The organism is Nocardia sp. NPDC003693 (assembly GCF_053981095.1).
The window spans coordinates 52,656-77,006 of sequence record NZ_JBSFNO010000020.1 but is presented as its reverse complement, the minus strand read 5'-3'; the positions used below and the strand labels follow the sequence as shown (position 1 = coordinate 77,006).

At 70.7% G+C, this 24,351-nt stretch carries 20 protein-coding genes and 1 tRNA gene; 13 read left to right on the top strand and 8 right to left on the bottom strand.

Annotation, left to right across the window (positions count from 1 at the left end; translation table 11 throughout):
• Positions 1-437 precede the first annotated feature (437 nt).
• Positions 438-510: transfer RNA gene (locus tag ACWDOP_RS22210), tRNA-Ala, on the top strand.
• An 88-nt stretch (positions 511-598) separates the two neighbouring features.
• On the opposite strand, the gene ACWDOP_RS22205 is transcribed toward ACWDOP_RS22210, so the two are convergent.
• Complete coding sequence (locus ACWDOP_RS22205; RefSeq protein ID WP_456346600.1) at positions 599-1,216, bottom strand: TetR family transcriptional regulator; 618 nt, start codon at positions 1,214-1,216, stop codon at positions 599-601.
• A gap of 105 nt (positions 1,217-1,321) precedes the next feature.
• Here ACWDOP_RS22205 and ACWDOP_RS22200 point away from each other — a divergent pair, with 105 nt between their 5' ends.
• From ACWDOP_RS22200 to ACWDOP_RS22190, 3 genes are read left to right on the top strand one after another with little or no spacing between them, the layout of a single operon-like run.
• Positions 1,322-2,134 carry an SDR family NAD(P)-dependent oxidoreductase gene (locus ACWDOP_RS22200; RefSeq protein ID WP_456346599.1) on the top strand — a complete coding sequence of 271 codons (813 nt, stop codon included), beginning with the start codon at positions 1,322-1,324 and terminating at the stop codon, positions 2,132-2,134.
• A gap of 2 nt (positions 2,135-2,136) precedes the next feature.
• Entirely contained in the window at positions 2,137-2,970 is an 834-nt protein-coding gene (locus ACWDOP_RS22195) for a TIGR03619 family F420-dependent LLM class oxidoreductase (protein WP_456346647.1), read from the top strand.
• A gap of 13 nt (positions 2,971-2,983) precedes the next feature.
• A complete protein-coding gene (locus ACWDOP_RS22190; RefSeq protein ID WP_456346598.1) occupies positions 2,984-3,499 on the top strand; it encodes a nuclear transport factor 2 family protein in 516 nt (171 codons plus the stop codon).
• Here the strand turns inward: ACWDOP_RS22190 and ACWDOP_RS22185 are convergent.
• A complete protein-coding gene (locus ACWDOP_RS22185; protein ID WP_456346597.1) occupies positions 3,477-3,842 on the bottom strand; it encodes a hypothetical protein in 366 nt (121 codons plus the stop codon). The genes ACWDOP_RS22190 and ACWDOP_RS22185 overlap by 23 nt on opposite strands.
• Positions 3,843-4,157: 315 nt before the next feature.
• Here ACWDOP_RS22185 and ACWDOP_RS22180 point away from each other — a divergent pair, with 315 nt between their 5' ends.
• A complete protein-coding gene (locus ACWDOP_RS22180; protein WP_454201799.1) occupies positions 4,158-4,586 on the top strand; it encodes a nitroreductase/quinone reductase family protein in 429 nt (142 codons plus the stop codon).
• 76 nt (positions 4,587-4,662) lie between these two features.
• On the opposite strand, the gene ACWDOP_RS22175 is transcribed toward ACWDOP_RS22180, so the two are convergent.
• Both ACWDOP_RS22175 and ACWDOP_RS22170 read right to left on the bottom strand, forming a co-directional pair.
• Positions 4,663-5,973, bottom strand: coding sequence for an FAD-binding oxidoreductase (locus ACWDOP_RS22175; protein ID WP_456346596.1), 1,311 nt, complete (start codon positions 5,971-5,973; stop codon positions 4,663-4,665).
• 126 nt (positions 5,974-6,099) lie between these two features.
• Positions 6,100-6,993, bottom strand: coding sequence for an NAD(P)-dependent oxidoreductase (locus tag ACWDOP_RS22170; protein WP_456346595.1), 894 nt, complete (start codon positions 6,991-6,993; stop codon positions 6,100-6,102).
• A 337-nt stretch (positions 6,994-7,330) separates the two neighbouring features.
• Between ACWDOP_RS22170 and ACWDOP_RS22165 the strand changes: the two genes are divergently transcribed.
• On the top strand, positions 7,331-10,423 hold the full coding sequence (locus ACWDOP_RS22165; protein WP_456346594.1) for a BTAD domain-containing putative transcriptional regulator: 3,093 nt from the start codon (positions 7,331-7,333) through the stop codon (positions 10,421-10,423).
• Positions 10,424-10,757: 334 nt separating this feature from the next.
• Here ACWDOP_RS22165 and ACWDOP_RS22160 read toward each other — a convergent pair whose 3' ends face one another.
• Complete coding sequence (locus ACWDOP_RS22160; protein WP_456346593.1) at positions 10,758-11,687, bottom strand: TIGR03564 family F420-dependent LLM class oxidoreductase; 930 nt, start codon at positions 11,685-11,687, stop codon at positions 10,758-10,760.
• Positions 11,688-12,649: 962 nt separating this feature from the next.
• On the opposite strand from ACWDOP_RS22160, the gene ACWDOP_RS22155 reads away from it, so the two are divergent.
• Positions 12,650-14,239 (top strand): ArnT family glycosyltransferase, encoded by a 1,590-nt coding sequence (locus tag ACWDOP_RS22155; protein WP_454201793.1) that lies wholly within the window; start codon positions 12,650-12,652, stop codon positions 14,237-14,239.
• A gap of 234 nt (positions 14,240-14,473) precedes the next feature.
• Positions 14,474-15,643 carry an alanine--tRNA ligase-related protein gene (locus ACWDOP_RS22150; protein ID WP_456346592.1) on the top strand — a complete coding sequence of 390 codons (1,170 nt, stop codon included), beginning with the start codon at positions 14,474-14,476 and terminating at the stop codon, positions 15,641-15,643.
• A 67-nt stretch (positions 15,644-15,710) separates the two neighbouring features.
• Here ACWDOP_RS22150 and ACWDOP_RS22145 read toward each other — a convergent pair whose 3' ends face one another.
• Complete coding sequence (locus tag ACWDOP_RS22145) at positions 15,711-16,970, bottom strand: family 2 encapsulin nanocompartment cargo protein terpene cyclase (protein WP_456346591.1); 1,260 nt, start codon at positions 16,968-16,970, stop codon at positions 15,711-15,713.
• Positions 16,971-17,129: 159 nt separating this feature from the next.
• Between ACWDOP_RS22145 and ACWDOP_RS22140 the strand changes: the two genes are divergently transcribed.
• The 3 genes from ACWDOP_RS22140 to ACWDOP_RS22130 all read left to right on the top strand — a co-directional run bounded on the left by ACWDOP_RS22140 (position 17,130) and on the right by ACWDOP_RS22130 (position 19,740).
• Positions 17,130-17,906, top strand: coding sequence for a helix-turn-helix transcriptional regulator (locus ACWDOP_RS22140; protein ID WP_456346590.1), 777 nt, complete (start codon positions 17,130-17,132; stop codon positions 17,904-17,906).
• Between the two features lie 106 nt (positions 17,907-18,012).
• Positions 18,013-18,363, top strand: coding sequence for a hypothetical protein (locus ACWDOP_RS22135; protein WP_456346589.1), 351 nt, complete (start codon positions 18,013-18,015; stop codon positions 18,361-18,363).
• Between the two features lie 90 nt (positions 18,364-18,453).
• Positions 18,454-19,740, top strand: coding sequence for an APC family permease (locus tag ACWDOP_RS22130; RefSeq protein ID WP_456346588.1), 1,287 nt, complete (start codon positions 18,454-18,456; stop codon positions 19,738-19,740).
• A 12-nt stretch (positions 19,741-19,752) separates the two neighbouring features.
• Here ACWDOP_RS22130 and ACWDOP_RS22125 read toward each other — a convergent pair whose 3' ends face one another.
• Positions 19,753-21,288: a DUF4185 domain-containing protein gene (locus tag ACWDOP_RS22125; RefSeq protein ID WP_456346587.1), complete on the bottom strand. Its 1,536-nt coding sequence runs from the start codon at positions 21,286-21,288 to the stop codon at positions 19,753-19,755.
• A 169-nt stretch (positions 21,289-21,457) separates the two neighbouring features.
• On the opposite strand from ACWDOP_RS22125, the gene ACWDOP_RS22120 reads away from it, so the two are divergent.
• Positions 21,458-22,129 (top strand): DNA alkylation repair protein, encoded by a 672-nt coding sequence (locus ACWDOP_RS22120; RefSeq protein WP_456346586.1) that lies wholly within the window; start codon positions 21,458-21,460, stop codon positions 22,127-22,129.
• Between the two features lie 55 nt (positions 22,130-22,184).
• Here ACWDOP_RS22120 and ACWDOP_RS22115 read toward each other — a convergent pair whose 3' ends face one another.
• Positions 22,185-22,901 carry a hypothetical protein gene (locus ACWDOP_RS22115; RefSeq protein WP_456346585.1) on the bottom strand — a complete coding sequence of 239 codons (717 nt, stop codon included), beginning with the start codon at positions 22,899-22,901 and terminating at the stop codon, positions 22,185-22,187.
• A 231-nt stretch (positions 22,902-23,132) separates the two neighbouring features.
• On the opposite strand from ACWDOP_RS22115, the gene ACWDOP_RS22110 reads away from it, so the two are divergent.
• Entirely contained in the window at positions 23,133-24,317 is a 1,185-nt protein-coding gene (locus tag ACWDOP_RS22110) for a 4-hydroxybenzoate 3-monooxygenase (RefSeq protein ID WP_456346584.1), read from the top strand.
• The last annotated feature ends 34 nt before the right edge of the window (positions 24,318-24,351 follow it).

Genomic DNA, 24,351 nt, shown 5'->3' with positions numbered 1-24,351 from the left:
GACCGCAGACTCTCCTCGAGTACTTCCTGCTGCGCCACCACCCGATCGAGGTACGAATTGTTCTCGGCGTCGAGCTGTTGATGATCGCGAAACCCACAGCCGTGGTACGGGTCGGGCGGCGGGCGGAGTGCGCTGGCCGAACGCGCGGGCCGGGCGGATGCAAGCGCCCGCACACCACTCCGAACCGAGACGCTCGGCACGGGCCGAGCACCCGGGCTCCGCGGCGCGGGCATCGCGACGAAGGTCCCCGCGCGCGGCGGCTCGACCCGTCTGCGGCCCCGACTCCGCCGCCGCGATCCGAGGTAGTGGAGACCGGGCCGGACACGCGCGGCCTACCGCGTCGCCCGGGCCGGAAACTACCCGTAACCAGCCGATTCGTTGACCGGCCGACCGACCTGCTAAAGTTTCCCCTCGCAAGCCGGAAACGGTGAGCGGCTGGGGCTATAGCGCAGTTGGTAGCGCGTCTCGTTCGCATCGAGAAGGTCAGGGGTTCGATTCCCCTTAGCTCCACTCCATGAGAGCCGCAGATCATTGATCTGCGGCTCTTGTCATTTCGGTACCGGGGGTAATCCCGAGACGTTTCGCGGCTGTGCGGCGATCACCGCTGCCAGGGCGCCAGCAGGAGCTCGCACGCCCTGCGGGTGTCCGAGCGGGCCTGTTCGGCGGTGAGGCGACCGGCTACGGCCCAGGTCAGGATGCCGTAGACGCACTGTTCCAGGAGGCGGGCCAGGCGGCGGTCCTCGTCGGTCGGGTCGGTCTTGCCGGCTGCGGCGAGGATGCGGGCGGGCATCGCGGGGTCGGCGGCGGGGGGCGGGGCGGCGGGATCCGGTTGGGGGGCAAGGTCTTCCGCGCGGACCGCGTTCATCGACACCAGCATCGCGCGGGCCAGGCGAGGGCGGCGGAGGAGTTCGCCGACCGCGTGAGCCAGAAACTCGGTCGCGCCGCCGACCGGATCGCCGGGAACGGGGGACGGCTGCGGCAGGTCGTCGACCGCGCCCTCCAGCACCGCCGCGAACAGGTGACTCTTCGATGGGTAATAGCGGTACAGGGTGCCGAGGGCTACGCCTGCGGACTGGGCTACCTCGCTCATCTGGACCCGTTCGAGGCCGTGTTCCGCACCCAGTCGGGCGGCCGCGCGCAGGATCGCGCGCCGGCGCTCGACCTGCCGGACCGTCGAGACGCGGCCCGGGGTGCGGGGGTCGGGGATGCGGGGCATCGGTCCACCCTATGCCCAATAACTAGAATTGACTCTAGTTTTTTCGGGCGGAAGTTTGTAGAACTGGAGGCGGCCCGGTTCGAACTCACAGGTGAGGAAGTCACGATGCACGAGGTGGATTCGCGGCGTTATGGGCCGTGGGCGGTCGTCACCGGCGGATCGGAAGGGGTCGGCCGATCGTTCGCGATGGAGCTCGCGGCCTCCGGCATCGCGCTGCTGCTGGTCGCGCGGCGGGCCGAGCCGCTCGCGGCGACGGCCGCGGAATGCCGTGCGCTGGGGGTCGAAGTGCGCACGCTCGCACTCGATCTGACGGCGGACGGTGCGGTCGGAGAGATCATCGCCGCGGCCGCCGGCCTGGAAGTCGGGCTGCTCGTGCTCAACGCGGGGGCGAACACCCACAGCGCGCCGTTCGTGGACGGGGACCCGGCCGAGTTCCAACGGGTCATAGATCTGAACATCACCGTCCCGCTCGCACTGATCCACCACTTCGGCGGCGCCATGAAAGCGCGCGGCCGGGGCGGGATTCTGCGGGTCGGGTCGCTGGCCGGATATCTGGGCTCGCGCCATCACGCCGTGTACGGCGGCGCGAAGGCGTTCGGGCGGATCTTCACCGAAAGCCTGTGGCTCGAACTCGGCGAGTTCGGGGTGGACGTACTGGAACTGGTGCTGGGCGTGACCCGCACGCCCGCCATGGAACGGGTCGGACTCAACTTCGACGCACCCGGGATGACTGTTTCGGAACCCGATGATGCGGCGCGCGAAGGACTTTCGCGGCTGGGCCACGGACCAGTGCACATCATGCCCGGAAACGAGGCGGGAGCCGCGTCACGCAACGACCCAAATCGGGCGGCGGCGGTGGCCCGTGCCGACCGGGGCATGCGCCGGCTCATGGGCTTGCCGGAGCAGGTGAAACGATGACATTGCAACTCGGGCTCTCGACTCCCATTGTCGTCCAGGTGCCCGGGATCGCGTCGCCCTGGGAGCGCACGGCCGGACCCGAGGAACTGACCCGGATCGCCAGGGCCGCGGACGAACTCGGCTTCGACCACCTCACCTGCTCCGACCACGTCGGCGTGCCCGCTGCGGCCGCCGCGGTGCGGGGAGCGACCTACTGGGATCCGCTCGCCACCCTGTCCTACCTGGCGGCACACACCCGCCGGATCAGGCTGGCCACCTCGGTACTCGTGCTCGGCTACCACCATCCGCTGGCGCTGGCCAAGAGCTACGGCACGCTCGACCGGCTCAGCGGCGGCCGGGTGGTGCTCGGTGTCGGCGTCGGCTCGCTCACCGAGGAATTCGCGCTGCTCGGTGCGGCCTGGGAAGACCGCGGCGCCCTGGGCGACGCGGCGCTGACGCGGCTGCGGCGGGCCTGGGGGCGGCACGAGGTCGAGGACTTCGTGCTCGAACCCCACGCCGTACGCACCACGGTGCCGATCTGGGTGGGCGGGCGCACCCGCCGGTCCCTGCGCCGGGCGGTGACCCTGGGTACCGGGTGGGTGCCGTTCGGGCTGCGAGCCGAACAGATCGCGGATCTGCTGGCCACGGTCACGGTGCCGCCGGATTTCGACCTCGTGCTCGCACCGGGCGCTCCGCTGGATCCCCAAGGCGACGAGGTGGATTCGCTGCGCCGGATGACGGCGCTGCGCGAGGTGGGCGCCACCCATCTGACCTGTTCGGTGCGCGCGACCGACGCCGGGCACTACTGCGAGCAGCTCGCCGCGCTACGCGCGCTCGTCGACCGTCATCTCCTGTAGCAGAAGGACTCTCATGAACGAAGCACGTCTGGCCGCGCTCGAGAGTCGCCTGTCGCGGCTCGAGGACGAACTGGCCATCACGCGACTTATCGCCTCCTACGGTCCGCTCGTGGACGCCGGGGTCGCCGAGCCGGTCGCCGCGCTGTGGACCGAGGACGGCGAATACGACGTCGAGGGCTGGCATATGCGGAGCCGGGACGATGTGCGCGCCATGGTCGATTCGGCCGCCCACCAATCGCTGATCGCGACCGGGTCGGCGCATTTCCTCGGACCGGCGACGGTCACCCTGGACGGCGACGTCGCCGCGGCCGTCTGCGAATCGCTCCTGATCCGGCACCGCGACGGTGAGTTCTTCGTGTGGCGGGCCGGCGCCAACCGGTTTCGGCTCGCCCGCACGCCCGAAGGCTGGCGGATCACCGAGCGTGTGACCCGGGTGCTGGACGGATCCGCCACGGCCCGCGCGCTGCTCACCGCATCCCGAATCGGCCCGGCGTCAACGGATTCCGCTAGCGGCGACGGCGCGAGTTGAGCCGCGCGCGCACCACCAGATAGGACGATGCGTAAAGGATCAGATCCGCCACGACCGGTGCCAGCGCGAGGAGCGCCGAGCCGTCCCGGGCCGTGCCGGTGAGCAAGGACCCGAGAACGAACGCGATGGCGGCGAGGTAGAGCCCGGCCGCCGTCAGGCGGTAGGGGACGATCCAGCGCTGAGCGGTACCCCAGTCCACGGGAGACGACAGGTCGAGGGGCCGATCGGGTGGCGCGGGATTCGGCGGAACCGCGCGGCGGAGGATCTGGACGACCAGATACCCGTTCAACGCCGCCATGGTGGCGTAGAAGCAGGTCAGGATCACCGGTTGTGCGCTGTTCATGACTCGAACTCCCCTCCGTGGTGCGGCGATCCTCCCGTCACCGCTGCCGAGAACTATTCCGCGGCAGTCGATTCGGGGACGACGAACCGGCTCGGCCGGGGCGGGTTCGCGCTGGTCCGCCGTGGGTGACCGGGTTTCCGGACCGGACGCGGGAGGGTCCGCGAGCGGTGCTGGTGGCCGGAGCGCAGATGTCCGGCTCTCTGGGAACTACGGTGTGCGGGCGCGGCGGGTTCAACCGGAACCGGAAACGCCGTGCGACCCCGAGGCGCCGAGAGATCCGTGCGCGAAGCCCAGCGCGCCGGAAGAATCCGTGGCATGAGCGAACCTCGTGACTGGAACAGCGAAATCATTGCCGAATTCCGGGAGAACCAGGGCCGGGTGGGCGGGCCTTTCCAGGGGGCGCCCATGGTGCTGGTCCACAACCGCGGGCGTAAGTCCGGGCGAGAACTGGTGAGCCCCATGATGTATCTGGCCGACGCGGACGACGACGCGGTCATCTATGTCTTCGCGTCCAAGGCCGGGGCGCCGACCAACCCGGACTGGTACTACAACCTCACCACCGCGGGCACCGGGGAGGTGGAGGTCGGGACCGAGCGCTACCCGGTCGCCGTCACCGAGATCACGGGGGCGGATCGGGACCGCATCTACGCCGAACAGGCCCGCCGCTACCCGGGTTTCGCGGGGTACGAGGAGAAGACCGCGGGCATCCGGACCATTCCGGTGCTGGCGCTGCGCCGCGCCTGAGCCGGAGCGACGCGCGAGAAGCACCGCCCCGCCGGATGTTTCGCCGGCGGGGCGGTGCGCTGCGGAACCGGATCAGTCAGTCGTTGACCGGGAAGTTCGCGCGAATCACGTTGTGGGGATCGCGTGCTCGCTTGATCTGCCGGAGGCGGGCGAGCGTCTCGGGGGTGAAGGCCGCGGCGGCGGATTCGCCGGGGGCCAGGAAGGTGTAGGGCTTGGCGCCGGTGATGTGATCGCCGAGGGCGTCGGTGATCTCGGCGAACCGGGTGCGGATGTCGTCGAGCAGATGCGGGAGTCCCAGGCCCAGGAGGTAGAGGGCGTAGGGCTCGGCGATGGGACCGCGCGCGCCGTCGTCGGGTCCCGAATGGGTGAGAGCGCCACCCAGACCGCGGATCTGGATATTGAGCAGCGGCGCCGTGGGCGCGGCCACGAGGGTCTCGACCACCGCGTCGCCGAGGTCGGTGAGGAGTTCGCCGCGCGAGAGGGAGGGGCTCGGATCGGTGGGCTCGGCGGTGATCCGGCCGATCTGCGCGGGGGTGAGCGCGCCGCGGGTATCGGCGATGACACCGTCGAGCGAGTCGAGTCGCCGGGTGAGCTCGCGGCCCTCGGCGGGGTCGCCGAGGTAGGCGAAGTCGATAGCGACGGTGGGTGCCGCGCCGGGAATCTGGTAGCGCTGCAACCACACCGAGAGTTCGGCGGGCGCGTCGGTGGTGAGTTCGGTGAACAGGTCGAAGGCCGCGGCGGTGTTGTCCGCGGACCACATGACGCGGCCGCCGTAGATCTCCGGAACCGGGAAGAGATCGAACTCGATCTCGGTGACGATCGCGAAATCGCCGCCGCCGCCGCGCAATGCCCAGAACAGGTCGGGGTCCGAGTCGGCGGTGATCCGGGCCCGCCCGCCCGCGGCGTCGGCGATCTCGAAGGCGCGCACCGCGTCCGAGGCCCAGCCGTACTTGCGGGCGAACCAGCCGAAGCCGCCACCGAGGGTGTAACCGGGAACGCCGACAACGGGATTGCTCCCGGCGAGTCCGGTCAGTCCGTGCGCGGCGGCCGCGGCCTGCACCGCACCCCACTGCACGCCGGCGCCGACGCGCGCCACCCCGCGCTCGGCGTCGATCTCGATGTGATCCAGGGCGGCGGTGCGCAGCAGGATCGCGTCCTCGATCCCGCCGGTCGCGCCGTGCCCGGTGGTCTGCGTGACCACCTGGCGGCCGGCGCCGCCCGCGAATTTCACCACGTCCGCCACGTCCTGGGCGTCGGCGACGGTGACGACCGCCGACACCGGCTGTGCCACCGCCACATTCCACGGCCGCGCCGCCGCCTCGAACCCCGGGTCGCCGGGCAGCAGCACGCCGCCGCGAGTCACACCGCGCAGATCTTCGATACCCATTGCTCTGTCCTCGCTCACTCGGCCGCTGCCGTAATCGGTTTCGCAGAGTTGACGACGTACGGCGGGCAAGTGTGACACGGGTGGCGAAACCGGCGGTGAGCAGCGGGGCGACCGGCGCGAGCGAGTTCAGCGGGCGCCCGCGGCAATCGTCTCGACCACCGTGGCGACGCCGCCGTCACCGTGACCCGCGGCCGCCGCCCCGGACAGCAGCGATCGGAAGAGGGTGGGAACCTGCGTGCCGATCCCCTGCGCCGCACTGGTGTGGATGAGGTGTTCCATGGCCGCCCGGTGGATGTCGACGGTGCCGTCGTCGGCGAGGAATACACCGTCGCGCGCCTGGCGGGCGTGTTCGGTGATCAGGGGAATGACGAACGCGGACAGGTGGGTGGTGGCGACGTCGGCGAAGACGGTCGGGTCGACGCCGGCGGTGCCGACCAGCGCCAGCGAGTGGTAGAAACCGGCGAGCGCGCCCCAGATCTGGCCGAACAGGGCGGTGTCGTAGAGCGGGGTCAGGGCCGGGTCCGCGCCGAGGTGTACAGCATTGCCCAGGCTCGCCAGCACCGCTTCGTGGGTGTCGAAGGCCGGGCGCGGGCCGCCGAAGAGGAACAGGGCGTCGGGGCGGCCGATCAGGCGGGTGCCGCTCATGGCGGCGGCGTCGAGGTAGGCGATCTCGTGCTCCGCCGCCCAGGCCGCGGCGTCGAGGGCTTCCGGGGACGTGCCCGAGGTCAGGTTCACCAGGGTGCGGCCCCGCAGTCGCTCGGCCACCGGGCCGAGCAGGTCGTGCACGGTGGCGTAGTCGGGCAGGACCACGACGACCAGCGGTGCGGCGGTGACGGCCGCGTCGAGGGTGGCCGCGCGGCTCGCGCCCTGGGTGACGAGGGCGTCGGCCTTCCCGGCGGAGCGGTTCCACACCGTGGTCGCGAACCCGGCGGCTAGGAACGCCTGCGCGACGCGGGTTCCCAACTGGCCCAGGCCGATCACCGTGACGGCGGACTGCTCGGTGGTGTTCTCGAACGACATGACGGGCTCCTCTGCTACTGCCGCCGAACCGGGTGGTGCGGCGCCGTGTTCTCACCGTGCCCGCGGGCGCTGTCGGAACCCTGTCGGTCCGCTGTCGGCCGGGAAACGCGGGGTTCGGGAAGACCGAGGGTGAGCGACACAGTCGAGCAGCGTGCCGAGTTGGGCGATCCGCCCGTGGTTCGGCACCGCGACGCGATCGGTCGGCAGCCCGGCCAGTCGGAACCCCGGGCCGTCCGCACCCGCAAAGTCGGCATCCCGGGCGACCCCGCCCGCCGGTCAGCGGCACATCTACGGAGGCGGGACCGGTACGCCGGAATTGTCCGGCTACCGTGCCCGCATGTACTTCTCGGTGCTGGGGCCCGTCACCGCCCGGACCGCCGCGGGGCTCGACGTCGAGATCCCGGAGGCGAAGGTCCGGGCGCTGCTGGCCGCGCTGTTGATCGAGGCGGGGCGGCCGGTGTCGGCGGATCGGCTGATCGACGGGCTGTGGGGTGAGCGGCTGCCGCGGCACGCGAACGGCGCGCTGCAGACCAAGGTCTCGCGGTTGCGGCGGGCGCTGGGAGCCGCGGAGCCGGGGGCCGAGCAGCTGGTCGAGTCCGCCGCACCGGGGTACCTGTTGCGGGTCGGCCCGGCGGACGTGGACGCCGGGCAGTTCCGCGAGCTGACCGAGGCCGCCGCCCGGGCATCGGATCCGCGGGCCCGGGCCGATCTGCTGGCCCGGGCGCTGGGGTTGTGGCGGGGCGAGCCGTTCACCGGGATCGGCGATCCGGATTTCGCGCGGGCGGCGACCGCGCGGTTGACCGAGCAGCACCTGGCGGCCGCGGAGCTGCTGGCCGAGACCCGCCTGGAGCTGGGCGAGCACCACGCCCTCGTGGCCGAGCTCGGCGACCTCGCGGGCCGCCATCCGCTGCGAGAGCGCTTGCGCGCCTTGCAGATCACCGCCCTGTACCGGGCGGGGCGGCAGTCCGAGGCGCTCGCCGTCTACACCGAGGTGCGGAATCTGCTGGCCGAGGAGTTGGGCGTGGATCCCGGACCGGAACTGACCGGCCTGCACCGGGCGATCCTGTCCCACGACGAGTCCCTGCGCGCCGCACCGGCGGGCTCGCGGCCACCGGGTCCGGCGCTGTCCCCGCCGACGACCTCACTCGGCGCACCGCTCACCGATCTCATCGGCAGGCGGGACGCGCTGCCCGCCGTGCTCGAACTCCTCGGCCGGCACCGGCTGGTGACGCTGACCGGCCTCGGCGGCGTCGGCAAAACCCGTCTGGCACAGGAGATCGCCCGGCTCACGACCGAGGATCACCCCGACGGGGTGCACCTGGTCGGCCTCGCCGGATCCGCCGACGTCCTCGAACAGATCGGTGCGGCACTGGGCCTCCGGGAGGAGGGACCGGCGGGCCTGGAAGAGGCCCTGCGCCCGCGAAACCTGCTGCTGATCCTGGACAACTGCGAGCACGTCATCGAATCCGCGGCCGCGGCAACACGTCTCCTGCTGACCGCCGCGCCCGGGCTGCGAATCCTGGCCACGAGCCGCGAACCACTCGGGCTGGCGGGCGAAGCCGTGTGGACCGTGCCGCCGCTGTCGCAGGCCGATGCCGAGCGGCTGTTCATCCTCCGCGCCACCGCCGCCGCACCGGGATTCACCGCCACCCCCGCGCACGCGGAGACCATCGCGGCGATCTGCCGTCGCCTGGACCGCGTTCCGCTCGCGCTGGAACTGGCCGCCACGCGCGTGCGCGCCCTGGGTGTCGATGCCCTGCTCGACCGCCTGGACGACAGATTCCGGCTGCTGTCCGGCGGCAATCGCGCTGTGCCACAACGCCAGCGCAGCCTCTGGGCCATGATCGACTGGAGTTGGGAGCTGCTGGGCCCGGACGAGCGCGCGGTGCTGCGCACTCTCGCGGTCTTCGCCGACGGCTGCACGCTCGACGCGGCCGAGGCGGTCTGCGATCGGGACCTGGATGTGCTGGGCGCGCTGATCCGCCTGGTGGATTCCTCGGTCGTCGTCACCGACGGGCCGCGGTATCGGCTGCCCGAATCCATTGCGGCCTATGCCCGTACCCGCCTCGACGAGGCGGGCGGCGCGGAGGTGCTCCGGCGGCGGCATCTGGCCTACCACGCCGATCTGGCCGCGCGGTCCGACCCCGAGCTGCACGGGCCCGGGCAGCGGACCTGGGCTGCCCGCCGCGATCCCGAGAACGCCGATCTCCTTGCGGCGCTGGAGTTCGCAGTCCGGCACGGTGAGCCCGGCGCCGCGCTCGCGCTGGCCCTCGATTCGACCTGGTACTGGTTCCTGCGCGGTAGACTGCGGGAGGCCCGGCGCATGCTCGCCGAAGTGCTGCGGACGAGCGACGCTACCGCCGACTCCACGCTGCACAACCGGATCACGCACTGGCACAACGGATTCGCTGTGCTGACCGGCACGGAAGGCGAACGGCCCGTCGCCGCCCCGTCCGCGCCGCCGGAGGCCGCCGACGCCCGCGCGGAATGGTTCTTCGGCCACGCGCTGCTCGAGTCCGGCGTGAACCTCGCCCGCAGCGAGACGAGGATCGACCGCGCGCTGCGGACCGCCCGGGCGGCCGGGGACCGATGGACCGTCGCCGCCGCGCTGAGCACCGGATCAACCCAGTCGCTGCTGCGCGGCGACCTGGTGGCCGCTCGCGATCGAGCGGAACGGGCGCACGCCCTGTTCATCGAACTCGGCGATGATTGGGGCAGGCTGCGGACCACCTATCCGCTCGCGGCACTGGCGAGCATCGCCGGAAACTACGCGACCGCAACGGAACTGCACCGCGAGGGCCTGCGCCTGGCCCGGGAGCTCGGCTTCTCCTCCGACGCCGCGGACCGCATCACCGGCCTGGGCCGGGTCGCCCTGCTGACCGGCGACTTCGCCCGAGCCGCCGAACTCCACCGCGAGGCCCGCGCCCTCGCCACCGAGCACGGCTACACCGCGGGTGAGGTGCACGCCGATATCGGACTCGCCCTGGGGGCGCGCCGCTCCGGCGATGCCGAACTCGCCGCCGAGCTCCTGGATCGAACCCTGGCCTGGCACCGCGCGGTCGAGTTCGGCCCCGGACCGGCGCTGCTGCTCGCCGAATCGGGTTTTCTCGCCGAACAACTCGGCGACGCGACGGCGGCGCTCGCGCGGCACCGCCGGGGGCTCGCGGTCGCCCGCGCCGGCGCGGATCCCCGGGCCGTCGCCCTCGCGCTGGAGGGTCTCGCCGGGGCACACGCCCTCGCGGGCCGCCCCGAACTCGCGGCCCGCCTCCTCGGCACGGCGGCCCGGGCACGCAAGTCGGTGGGCGCGCCGCTCCCCGAGGCCGAGCGCACCGATGTCGACCGCATCACGGACCGTATCCGTAAGACGCTGGGCGACACCCGTTTTGCCGCCGAGTTCGCCATCGACGGTGATGACATCCCCGGCGTCTGACAGCTCGGCCGCTCGAAGGAAGCGATCGGCGGCCGTGTTCGTCAACGTCGCGAAATCCTGTGTGGGCCGAAATCCTATGTGGACGTGAGGATCACGGTGATAGTCCAAGACCATGCTCAGCTGCGCGGCGGCACGGAGGCCACCTGGAACACGGCCCGACCGGTGCCCACGCTCCAGGCGGCAGAACCTCCCGTGCTGCCGTCGGATCAGCCGCATACCGATCGACGGCAGCTCGACAGCCGCCCGTCCACTGCTCGACGACAGGAGACGATGACCTCGCCGGTGGTTCGCGGGCCCTTCGACAATCCGCCACATCGGCCGAGGTCCCAGCGATCTACGCCGTGGCCGGGGCGCGATCGGCGGTGAGACTGCCCGCCAGGGCCCAGGTGCGGCGTTCGTCCTCGGGGGTGCCGAGATCGGTGCTCGTGAGTACCACCTCGGTCGCGCCCGCGTCGTAGTAGCGCTGGATTCCGGCGGCGACCGTCTCCTCGTCGCCGATGAGGGCGAGCTCGGCTGCGCGAGAAGCGCCTTCCAGTTCGATCACCCGGCGGTAGGACGGAACCTGTTCGTAGAAGGAAAGTTTGTCGATCGCGGCGGCTCGGACACCCTCGGGATCGGCGGTGACGACGGCCGGCACGAAGGCAACCACCCGCTGGGGTTTCGCCGCGCTCCGGGCGAGGGCCGGGACGATGTGCTCGGCCAGGGTCCTGGGTCCGGCCAGGTACGGGAGGATGCCGTCGGCCAGTTCGCCGGTGACGCGCAGGGCCTGCGGGCCCATGGCCGCGACCAGCACCGGGACCCGCGGGGCGGCACCGGGGACGGCGGTCGGCAACGACGGTGTGGCGGTGAGTGATTCGCCGACGAAGCCGGCCGGGTCGTTGTCGAGCAGACGGGTGAGGGCGGTCAGGAACTCGCGCAGCAGGGCGATGGGACGGTCGAACGGGGCGCCGAAGGCGCCGGACACCAGCGTCGAGCCCACCGCGAGACCCAGGTGGTAGCGCCCGTGCGTAGCGGCCTGCGCGGTCTGGGCCTGCGCGGACACGATCAACGGATGGCGTCCGATGACCGGGATGGCCGAGGTGCCGACCTGCAGGCCGGGCACCTCGCGGCCGACGATCGCGGCCAGCGCGGGCGAGTCGTAGTCCATGCGCTGGCCGAACCAGACCGCGCCGACGCCGAGTTCGCGCACCGTTCTGGATCGGGCCACGATGGCGTCCACGTAGTTGTCCGCGTCGGTGGCGGCGAGTGCGATTCCGAGAGTCATACCCGGGGAACAGGGTTGCGCGCCGTGCTGTTCCGCCGGAGGGGGGATGAAATCACCGTGAACTCAATGGTTTTGGAGATGTCGGGGCTCTCCCGTAGGTTCGGAGGGAATCCGCCGTCGTGGGAGTGGCCGCGGATGATCTCGGCAGGACGGACAACGGGTGGGGGCCATCGGCGATGCGCGGGGCGGGGTGACGGCCGTATCGGTCACCGTATCGGCCGGTGCGCCGGTGGCGCGGTAGCGGCGTGTACGTTCGAGTCCGCCAAGTGCGTTGATCCGCTTCTCTTCTCACTCGCGGCGACCCGTTGAAGATAAGACCGTCGCCGAATTCGCCTTGCCCGCATTTGCGCGGCAATTGATCGAGCAAGCCCCCAAAACCTTGGGCTCGGGCTGAAACCTTGCAGATCACGGAACAGGAACGGTCGGTTCCTCATCGCTCCGGCAATGCGGTACACGCAATTCCCCGGAGGTGAATAGATACTGGCGAGTAGGGGGATTCCCGGTTTCCTGGGCTTGAATCTTCCAGGGGTTGCCGCCGAGCGGGCACGCGGGTGTCCGAGTGCGTTCTTCACCACACCCCACGGGGCGATTCATCCTGTCCACCAGCCGTATTCGGGCCACCGCCGCGCCGGCGGCGCACATTGCCAAATCATTGCTGATCAGGGCGGAATTTAGCAGAGGCATTGATCTCGGACGCTACTCATGACCCCGGTCACATTGATCGGCCCGGGTTTCGCTACCAATTGAAAGCAATCCGCTATTGCCGTTACCTCCGGAGCATTTGCGCACCCTAGTGATAAGCACTAACGTTTCGCAAAACTGCGCAATCCGACAGGACCGCGAGCGCCGAGCGCTTAGATTGTTCGCTGCCGGGAGGAATCGGTTCACCAGCGAACAGAGGGTGACGCCACCTGCACAGGTGACGTCGAGCGCGTCGATCGGAAAGTTGCAAGGGGAAGTACATGACAGCCGTACTTGCGGTTCATACCGAGCCGGAAGCAATTCCGGCTCCCCACCCGCGGTTCGCATTCCGCGAGGTCGCGCTCGTCGCGACGCTCTCCGCGGTGGTGCTGACCGTGACGGCGGGCCGCTACGACTTCTTCGGCGACGAGCTCTACTTCCTCTCGGCCGGCCGCCGGCTCGACTACACCTACGCCGATCAGGGCGTGGTGGTGCCGTTCTTCGCCTGGCTCGCGGATCTGGCCGCGCCGGGATCGACGATCGCGCTGCGCTTCCCGGCGGTCGTGATGTGCGTCGGGGCGATCATCGTCTCTGCCCTCATCGCCTACGAGCTGCGGGGTAACCGCCGCGTCCAGCTCGCCGCGGCCTTCACCTACGCGACCACCAGCCTGATCACCACCCAGGTCGCGCTGAGCACGTTCGCCTTCGACGCCACCCTCACCGCCGTGATCACCTGGCTGTTCATTCGCTGGGTGCGCGTCCGCCAGGATTGGCTGATCGTGGCCGCCGGACTGGTTGCCGCACTGGACATGCAGGTCAAGTGGATGGTTCCGCTGGTGTGGGGCTGCCTGGGCCTGGGCGTGATCCTGTGCGGCCCGCGCGAGATCCTGCGCCGCCCCGCGCTGTGGGGCGCCACCGCGATCCTGGCCGCGTCCCTGGTGCCGATCCTGTACTGGCAGTCGCAGAACAACTGGCCGCAGCTGGCCATGGGTTCGATCATCGGCGCGGAGCAGGATGCCACCGGCTTCGGCCCGCTGGGCTTCATGCCGCAGTGGCTGGCGCTGGCCGGCATGCTCGGCTCGGTCCTGATCGGCTTCGCGCTGTGGGGCGTGTGGAAGCAGGAGTCCCTGCGGCCCTACCGCTTCGTCGTGGTGGCGCTGGTGATCATGACGACCTTCGTGATCGCCACGCACGGACGGCCCTACTACCCGACCGGGTTCTTCCCCGCGATGTTCGCGATCGGCGCGGTCGCGCTGTGGCAGTTCGACCGCAGGCGATGGATGAACGTGCTGCTGGTGCCGATCGTCGCGTTCTCGGTGCTGACCTACGTGCTCGCCCTGACCATGCTGCCGCTGCCGCCGTCGTGGCGCACCCAGACCGAGGACGCCATCGACCTGGGCGTGCGGTCGGGCCTGTTCGGCACCACGAACTGGACGACGCTGGTGGACACCGTCGCCGACGGTTACGACACGCTGACCCCGCAGGAGAAGGACACCGCGGTCATCGTCTCGCAGGGCTACTGGCAGGCCGGGGCCGTCGAGGAGTTCGGCGGCAAGCACGATCTGCCCGACGTCTACAGTCCCAGCCGGGGTTTCGGCTTCTTCGGCCCACCGCCGGACTCGGCGACGACCGTGATCTACTTCGGGCTCAACACCGCCGAGGCCGATCTGCGCGCGCGGTTCGATCAGGTCGAGCGCGTCGCGGAACACGACGACCCCATGGGCATTCCCGGCATCGACCGCATGGTCGCGGTCTGGAAGTGCAGCGGGCCGAAGCAGCCGTGGTCGTCGATGTGGAACACGATGACCACCCTCTACTTCGATCTGGGCCACTGGCAGGACCCCAACGCCACCACCCGCCCCGTGCGCTGAGGCCCGCCTCCGAAAAATTCGATCGTCCCGTGCATACGGTCATTGCTACGGTGTGGCCATGCAGGTCGATCAACGCAGCACCAACGCCGCCGCGCGAGCTCTCCGCTCGCCGGTCGCGGCTGTCTGACCTGATTCTTCCCGCCGCGCGACCGGACACGGTCCGCCGCCGGTATGCCTGCCGTCCATGGTCTTCGGGTCGTTTCCGGTTGCCTTCGCCTCGATGGAGCAACCACCATGACGACCACGGAACAGACGGTCCGAACCTTCCTCGACTTCTTCCGCGAGCGCGGACACCGGTACACGCCGGGTGATTCGCTGGTGCCGCCGCCGGGCGATCCGGTGCTGTTCACCACCTCGGGCATGCATCCGCTCACCCCCTATCTGCGCGGGCGCCCGCATCCGCTGGGCCGCCGGCTGACCAATCTGCAACGGTGCCTGCGCACCACCGATCTCGACGAGGTCGGCGACGACACGCATCTGACCGTCTTCGAGATGCTGGGTTCGTGGTCGCTCGGCGACTACGGCGGCTCGCAGAGCCTGCGCTGGGGGCTGGAGCTGCTGCGCGACGGGTTCGGCATCGATCCCGGGCGCATGCACGTCACGGTGTTCGGCGGTGACGATCGGGTCGGGCCCGATCGCGAATCCTGGGACACCTGGGGCGAACTCGGCCTGCCGGTGGAACCGACCACGCACGAGAACTGGTGGTCCGGGCCGACCGGGCTGTGCGGACCGGACTCGGAGTTCTTCCTCTGGACGGGAGAGGGGTCACCGCGGGGCACGCCGACCACGGACGACCGCTGGGTGGAGGTCTGGAATCACGTCATGATGCGCTACGTCGAGCACTCGGACGGCAGTCTGGAGCCGCTGGGCCGGCCGGGCGTCGATACCGGGCTCGGGCTGGAGCGCCTGGTACGGGTGCTGGGCAACAGCCGATCGGTCTACGAGACAGACCTCTTCCAGCCGTGGATGACGACGCTGCCACGGATCTGGGGAACGCTGGACGAGCGGTCGCTGCGGCTGCTCTCGGACCATCTGCGTTCCACCGTCGTCATCCTCGGCGACGGGGTGGTCCCCTCCCCCACCCGCCGGGGTCATGTACTGCGCAGGCTGCTGCGCCGCACCCTCACCACGCTGCGGCGCGATGACCCGACGCGCTCGCTCGGCGATCTGCCGATCGAGCTGATCGGCGGCACCCTGGATCATTTCGGGCAGTCGATGCGGCCCGAGGAGGTGCGCGGACTGCTGCTCGACGAGCAGCGCGGGTTCGAGCGGCTGCTGGATCGGGGGCGGAAAGTGCTGTCCCGCGGTCGTTTCGGCGGTGAGCTGACCGAGGACGACTACCACTTCCTGTACGACACGCACGGTTTGCCCCGGGATCTGATCGGCTATCTGATCGGCGAATAGACCTCGGGGACAACGTCGCCCGGCGGACGAGTTCCCCGCGGCCGAGCCGTGGGGAACTCGGGCCGGCTCACCGGTAGCGGGGGTTGGTGTTGTGCCACTCGAAGGAGCCGCCCATCCAGTTGCGCACACCGTGCAGGAAGAGCTGGAGCTCCGGGGACGGGACCGCGCGCAGGGCGAGGTGCCCGGCCTCGAAGTCGCGGACCATCCGGTTGTGCAGGTCCACCGTCGCCGCCACCGCCTCGGCCACCGAACAGGCGCGGTCGGCGGCTATCTGCAGGACCATGTTGCAGACGGGATTCTCGTCGGCGGCGTCCTTCTTCACCGACATCAGGTCGTTCACCAGGACGGCGATCGTCCCGGCCTGGAAGGCGGCGCGCCGGACCCGCTCGTCGTAGAACAGGTGGGCCGGCAGTTCGTAGCCCGCGACCGGGTCGATCAGGGTCATCGAGGTGTAGAAGCTGTCGTGCTGGCGGGCCGCGAGATACTCCCAGGCCGTGGGTGATTGGCCCGTGTGCCGCCACGCGGCGTAGGCGGTCCAGGACACGAACATCGAGAACGTGGCGTAGCAGGCGCGCTGCACCTGGTCGGCGGTGGCGTGTTTGCGCAGATGGGCGACCGCGGAACCGAAGGCGCGCAGCACCTTGTCCTCGCGCAGCACTTCGTTCAGGGGTGTGCTGAACTCCCCCGCGTCCGGGACCGGATCCAGGGCCGCCATGGCCAGGGTGAGGCGCTGCGGGAGCCGGGTCGGTTCCGCGCCGAGCGCCGAATCGTCGGCGTAGTAGTCGTCTGCCATCCACCACGCGGTGTTCATCTGCGCGGCGACCAGCAGCCGGTCCGGATCCTCGGAATCGGTGTGGGTCATGGTGACCAGCCGCCCGTATCCGGTGCTGCGCAGCTTGCCGACCTCGTCCTCGGTGCAGCCGATCGACGCCGCCCACGCGGCGAGGCGGTCGTCCACCTCCGCGGCGAGGCGGTCGTCGATCCGCGCGACCGGTGCGCAGTACAGCGGCGGGCCGGATCCGTCGCCCCACTCGACCAGGCGATACGGTTCGACATCGGCGGTGAGCCGGCGCAGGGGTACGCGAAAAGCGCTCTCGCCCAGGCGTTGCGCACCGGGTGCGCAGTGATCTCCGGAAGTCGCTGTGCCGGTTGGTGATTCCGGGTCCGGGTCCGCACCCGGCGGCCGCGGCGAGAAGCGCCGGGCGAGTTGTGTGCCGAGCCCGCTGGGCCCGTTCAGGATTCCGGGTGGGATCTCCCCGAGCAGATCCGGCGCCGCGCCCGCCTCGGGCGCGCTCTCACCGGTCCGGGCATTATCAAGGCTTGTCATCGTGCTTCTCCCGCCGTGCGGATCATCAGGTGGCAAAGCGTTGGTAGTGGCACCTCGACTATCGGACCTCGGGCCGCGCCGCGTGGGCGTTTTGCTCGGACGCGGAGCAGATGCCCGTGCGTCGCCACGGCCGGGCGGGGTGGCGCTACCCTGGCGGGAGTGCGGATCGAACCGGTTGCCGGCGCCGCGGCGCGCACGCCGACGGCGTGGATGAGACCCGGGCATATCGGATACATAGGACCGGATCTCGGGGTGGACCCGCACGCGCCCGCCGTCGCCATGCTGAGCATCGGATTGGACGCGCCGCTGGAATTGCACACCGGTGCACAGGGGGTGATCCACACCCGCAGCTCGTTCGCCCCCGCGCGCACACCGCACCGCATCGTGGCCACCGCGGGCTGGATCCTGGCGCTGTTCGTCGAGCCCGCGGGGATTCCGGCCGGAGCCATCGCCGACGAGATGACCGGCGCCGCAGGGCCGTTCGGACTGTCGCACCGTCGCGAGCGGGAACTGATCCGGCTGTGCGCCGCCGAGCGGCCCGTGCCCGAGCACATCTACGCGCTGGCGATCGCGGGTGCGCCCACACCCGCCGATCCGCGCATCGAGGTGGTGGCGGCCGCGATTCGGGCCGACCCGGCCCGCACCTTCCGCGCCGACCGGGTCGCCGCGGAACTCGGACTGTCCACCACGCACTTCCTGCGGCTGTTCGCCGAACAGTACGGCACCAGTTTCCGCGGGTATCAGCGCTGGAATCGCATGGCCCGGGCCGTGCGCGGCGCGATCACCGGCGCCGATCTCACCCGGTCCGCCATCGACGCCGGCTTCGCGACGCCATCGCACTTCAGCGAGACCTTCCGGGATCTGATCGGGCTGTCGGCCACCACGATGCTGCGCGCCGGAATCCGTTTCGACCTGGGGGACGCGGGCCCGCCCTGAATCGCGGGGGCGATTCTCGGTTGCGACGCCGACGACGGGTCAGGAATACTTGCGCCGCAGTACATCTCGCGTCAACCGCGAGATCAGTTCTAATCACGGGGGAATCGTGAAACTCATTGCACGTTCGGCGATCGCGTTGTCGGCGGTCGCCGTCGCCGCGGTAGGGGTCGTCGCGGGGGCGGGAGCCGCGCACGCGCAGCCGAATACCTGTCTGTCGGTGGACAATCGGCTCGGCTACGAGGTGGAGGTGGCGTTCGACTATCCGTCGATCGGCCCGATGTGGGTCGGCACCGACGTGCCGATCACGCCGACCGACGGGCCGGGCGGCGCGCCGCTGCTGTCGCCGGACGGCTCGTGGACGATCGTCGCGCCGGGCGAGAAGACCTGGTTCTGGGATCCGCACTGGCGGGCGATGCCGGGCTGCAACGGTCTGTGGACCGTGCGGCTCACGCCCTAGCGAACAGTCGAACAGGCCCCCGACCGGGACATCCCGGGCGGGGGCCCGACTCGTCGCGCGCGGGTGGCCGGAGTCGGCGAGACTCGTGACATGGTTCCCGGTACCGCACCGCCGCCCGCGCGCGGCGAACTGCGCCGCAGCCTCGGACTGACCGACGCGGTCGTCATCGGACTCGGCTCCATGATCGGGGCGGGCATCTTCGCCGCGCTGGGGCCGGCGGCGCGGGCCGCGGGCTCGGGGCTGCTGCTCGGGCTCGCGATCGCGGCGGTGGTGGCCTACTGCAACGCCACCTCGTCGGCGCGGCTGGCGGCCCGGTACCCGGTCTCGGGCGGGGCGTACGTGTACGGGCGCGAGCGGCTCGGCGAGTTCTGGGGATACCTGGCCGGCTGGTGTTTCGTGGTCGGCAAGACCGCGTCCTGCGCGGCGATGGCCCTGACGGTCGGCGCCTACGCCTGGCCGGACCACGCGCACCCGGTCGCGGTCGCCGCGGTGCTCGCGCTGACGGCGCTGAACTATCGCGGGGTCGAGAAGTCGGCGCTGGCGGCCCGGATCATCGTGGCGGTCGTGCTGGCGGTCCTGGCCGCGGTGGTGGTGACGGCGTTCGCCGCCGGCGCGGTGGACCCCGGGCGTCCGGCCGCCGGTTCCGGCACGACCCTCCTCGGCGTCCTGCAGGCGGCGGGCCTGCTGTTCTTCGCCTTCGCCGGATACGCCCGCATAGCCACGCTCGGCGAGGAGGTTCGCGATCCGGCCCGGACGATCCCCCGGGCCGTGCCCCTGGCCCTGGGCATCACACTGGGGGTGTACACCTTGGTGATCGTCGCCGCCCTGAGTGTGCTGGGCCCGCAGGGCCTTTCGGCCGCGACCGCCCCGCTGACCGACGTGGTGCACGCCGCGGGCACGTCCTGGCTGGCCCCGGTCGTACGGGCCGGCGCGGTCCTGGCCGCCCTCGGCACCCTCCTGGCCCTGATCCTCGGCGTCTCCCGCACGACCCTGGCCATGGCCCGCGACCGCTTCCTCCCCCACTCCCTGGCCGCGGTCCACCCCCGGTTCGCGGTCCCCCACCGGGCCGAGCTGGCGGTGGGCCTGCTGGTGGCCGTGGCCGCCGCGACCGTCGACCTCCGCACCGCGATCGGCTTCTCGAGCTTCGGCGTCCTCCTCTACTACGCCGTGGCCAACGCTGCCGCCTGGACCCTCACCCGCGCCGAGAACCGCCCGCCCCGAGCCGTTCCCGCCCTCGGCCTCCTGGGCTGCCTGGCCCTGGCCTGCACCCTCCCCACCCCCGCGGTCCTGTCCGGCGCCGCGGTGGTCGCCCTCGGCGCACTGGCCTACGCGGTCCGAAAACTACTGCACCGCGGCAGATCTACTCGCATCGACTAGGTACCGCCCGCGTCACTTCAGGGTCGCGTGCATCAGGTAGACGTTGTAGCTGTTCCAGGCGGACATCGTGAAGTAGAGGTCCTTCGCGGTCGACCAGGGGTGCAGGAAACCGCCGTAGGCGGTCGGGTAGTCCTCGGTGCTCAGCAGGGGGACCGGGTTCGACCAGGCGCCCTGGGGCTCGGCGGCGGTGCGCAGGACTATGTGCTGGGTCGCCGAGTCCAGGTAGACCATCTGCCATTGCGCGGACTCGCGGTCGTAGCGGATGGACAGCTCGCTGGCGGTGCCGGAAACCAGTGGGGTGGCGAGCAACTCGTTCGCGCCGTCGGCGGCGACCCAGGTGTCGCCGATCCAGTACTGGTAGGCGGACTTGTTCAGTACCTGATCCGCGGGGACCCGGCCGAGACCGATCGTGCCGAAGCGGCCGTTGGGCGTGCCGAACATGTAGACGTAGTCGCCGTGCGGCACCATCGTCGCCACCTGGAAGCGGCCCGCGCCGAAGAGGTTGTCCCAGCGCGCCCATTGCGACTTGGTCCAGGTGCGGCCGTTGTCGTCGGACCAGGCGATACCGCCGTGGTTGGTCCACCACATGCCGGGGATCTTGCTCCAGCGACTGATCGACATGTACGTGAGGTACTGGCGATCGCCGACGGCGAAGCCCGAGGTGGGGATCGTGGTGTGCTCGAAGTTCTTGATCTTGCGACTGTCCAGGATCTCGGTCGCGTGGCAGCGGCTGTCCTGGACGAAATCGTCCAGGATCAGGCCGTTGGACAGGTCCGTGTTGCTGCTGTAGCCGATGACGTTGCTGCGCCAGTCCTGCTGGTCGGTGCCCGCGCCGGTCGGCTTCCAGCCCTCGCCGAACGTGTCGCCGAACACGACGGCGACCTGGCCGGGCCGGGTCTCCCACATCAGGCCGAGATCGGTGCCGTCCACCGACCAGCGCGTATCGGTGCGGTTGGGCGACCCGTGCCCGGTGACCTGGCTGACCAGCCGCACGGACTCCACCTGTGGTGCGGCCACCGGCGCCGCCGCGGGCGCGGGGGCGTCCGGCTGCCGGTCGGCGACGGGCGGGGCCTGCGGTTCGGGCCCCTCCCCGCCGGGAATCGGAATGGGGATGGGCTCGGGATCGGGCTGAATCTCCACGCGGGGCAGACTCGCCCCGCTCCCGCTGCCGGGGTCGACGGCCGGGTTCGCGGGGGCCTCGGATCGGACGTCCGGGCACGGGTCGGCGCACGGATCCGAGGGCAGCGCCACCGAATCGATGCGGGTGGCATCGGGTTTCGGGCCCGGAATCTGCACCGGGACCAGCTGCGGCACCGGGACCGGGATCTTGATGTCCGGCGCCGGCTGCACCGATCCCGGCTCCGGCTGCCGGGCGAGGGGGTCGAATCCGGTTTCGCCGCACTCGTTCACGGGCGGCGGGGCCCACGGCCGGGTCGGAGCGGCCGTCGCGGGCGGCACCAGGACCGCGCCCAGGGTGAGTACGCCGGAGAGCGACAGCGCCGCGATGATTTCAGGACGCGACAGCAATCGGCGGGGCCGGAATCCCATGGGCGCGCTTCTCCTCATCCAGATCAAACCGCATCACTGTATCCAGACGACCGCGAATCGTCAGCGCGGACAGGCCCCCATTCTCGTGGGCCCGGCGGGCGTGGACCCGGGTCACCGGCGGTGGCTCGTAGGCTGAACCCGTCCGCGCACGACGAACAGGAGGCCCGTGATGCCCGAGGCGACGGTGGACGAGCTCATGGCCGAGTTGCGAGCGCTCGACGAACCCAAGGTCCGGGCGGTCAACGAACGCCACGGTGACGATCACGGCGTGAATCTGACCAAGCTCCGGGCGGTCGCCAAACGCCTGAAGACCCAGCCGGAGCTGGCCCGCGAGCTGTGGGCCACCGGCGACGGCGCGGCGCGGCTGCTGAGCATCCTGATCTCCCGGCCGAAGGCGTTCGATCGCGACGAACTGGACGCCATGCTGCGCGCGGCGCGGACGCCCAAGGTCCACGGGTGGCTGGTGAGCTACGTGGTGCAGAAGAGCCCGCACGCGGAGGACCTGCGGGTGGCCTGGCTCGCCGATCCGGACCCGATCGTGGCGAGCGCGGGCTGGGCCCTCACGGTCGAGCGGGTGGCGAAACGGCCCGAGGGACTGGATCTCCCGGTGCTGCTCGACGTCATCGAGGCGGAGATGAAGGACGCGCCGGAGCGCCTGCAGTGGGCCATGAACCACTGCCTGGCGCAGATCGGGATCGAGTGCCCGGAGCTGCGAACGCGCGCGATCGACATCGGCGAGCGACTGGAAGTGCTGAAGGACTACCCGACCCCGCCGAACTGCACCTCGCCGTTCGCGCCCAGCTGGATCGCGGAGATGGTGCGGCGCAAGGACGGAAAATAAAGGCGGACAGGGTATTCCCGCGGGCCGGGGGTGATCCCCGGCCCGCGCGGCGCGGTCAGAAGTAGACGCCGGGGAAGCAGTAGCCGGTGACGAGCTGGCGGTCGCCGTACCGCACGGCATCCGAATCCCACTGCGCGCCCAGGCTTTCGACGAGCGAGCGCGCCACCTCGAGATCGCTTCGATCCGCGACCAGGATGAGCGTGCCGTCCTCGGTGACGGAACCGCCGCCGAGTCGTTCGCGCGCCACCGGATCGGCGAGCAGCGCGTCGTAAAATCGCGCCGTGTCCACGCCCGGCACCCGGACCAGGAAGCCGTCCGCGCGTTCGTGATCGGCGGGCAGGAACTCGATGCCGAGCACCGCTTCCTGCCGGTAGCGCACCTTCAGGTCGTCGGCGATCCAGCACAGGTTGTCGCGCCCGGTGCACGCCAGCTCGAACCGGCGGGCGGGTTCGTAGGTGATGCCCCGCGATTCCTGCGACCAGAACACGCCGTCGACGGGTTCGGAGTGCACCGTGAGACCGAGTTCCATTGCGGCGGTGAGGTTCACCTCCACCTCGAACTGGGTGAGAGGGTCGTTCATCCGAGGATCGGCGGGGTCGGTGATGGTGTCGGTGTTCCAGGTGCCGAACAGTTCGGCGGTGGGCCGCAGCGGATCTCCCGGCGCGCACGAGGCCGGGCCGTACGCGGCGGCGGTCTCCGAGCCCGCTACGAGCAGACCCGCGGTGAGTGTGACGACGGCCGCGAACGCGGCGGCGAATCGGGTGGTGATCATTTCGGTCGTTACCCCTCTCGAGAGGGTCGAGACATGGCGCATGCCTGAACGAAACGAGAACATTCGAAGTGTATTGCGCCGCTGCCGACGCCGGTCCGGAACAGCCCCGCCGGTCAGCACCACGAACCGTGCGGTCGGGATTCTTCGCAGGTAGGCGGGCGGAATCGCGCCGCGACACGCGGCACGACACAGCACCTCTCCACGGCACAAGTTGATCTAGGCTCCGATCCCATGTCTGTGGGGCGGAGCGATCACACGACCGAGGTCCTCATCCTCGGCGCCGGGCCGGCCGGTCTGGTTCTCGGCAATATCCTGCAGGCCGCCGGAGTCACCACCGTGATCCTGGAGCGGGGCAGCCGGACGCACATCGAGCAGCGGGCGCGGGCCGGGTTCCTGGCGCCCGCCAGTGTCGCGGTGCTGGGCGCCCACGGTCTGGACTCCGGCCTCCGGGCGCGCGGGCGCACCCATGAGACCTGCGAATTCCGCAGCCCGACCGATCGTTTCGAGCTGGCCTACGGGCAACTCGGACGACGGGAGGTGCACACGGTGTATCCGCAACAGCATCTTGTCACCGATCTGGTAGCAGAATATCTGCGACGCGGTGGAGAACTGCGTTGCGACACGACCGCCGAGGCGATTCTCGACCACGACGGGGATCGGCCGCGAGTGCGAGCGCGCTCGGCCGCCGACGGCGAACAGCACTTCGCCGCGCGCTATCTCGCGGGCTGCGACGGTGCGCGCGGGCTCGCCCGCGCCACCCTGACCACACCCCGGTCCACCTGCGAGTACGGCATCACCTGGCTCGCCCTGCTGGCCGAGGCGCCGCCCTCTTCGGACACCGTCATCTACGGCGTGCACCCCGACGGCTTCGCCGGCCACATGCCGCGCAGCCCCGAGATCACCCGCTACTACCTGCAGTGCGCACCGGACGAGGAGCCGAATCAGTGGAGTGAGCAACGCATCTGGGAGTCGCTGTCCACCCGGCTGGGCGCGCAGCGCTACGGGGCCCTGCGCGAAGGGCCGATCATCGAGCGGGGGCTGGTCCGACTGCGCTCGGAGATCCTTGATCCCATCCAGCAGGGGCGACTGTTCCTGGTGGGCGACGCGGCCTCCTCGATCAGCCCGTCCGCCGCCAAGGGCGCCAATCTCGCGATCTTGGGCGCCCGAACCCTGGCGCGGGCCCTGATCTCGGCGCTGCGCGCGGCCGATGATTCGGCGCTGCAACGCTATTCGGACGATTGCGTGCCGCGTATCCGGCGGGCGCACGAGTTCTCGCACTGGATGATCGGACTGCTGCATCCGCCCACCGGGCCCAATCCCGCTTTCGAGCGCGAGCTGCAACGGGCCCGGCTGCACAGCCTGGCCGGCTCGAGAACACATCAGGATTTCTTCGCGGAGAACTACGTCGGCATGTGACACAGGAGGATGTGTGACCCGTTCGCTGGCAGTA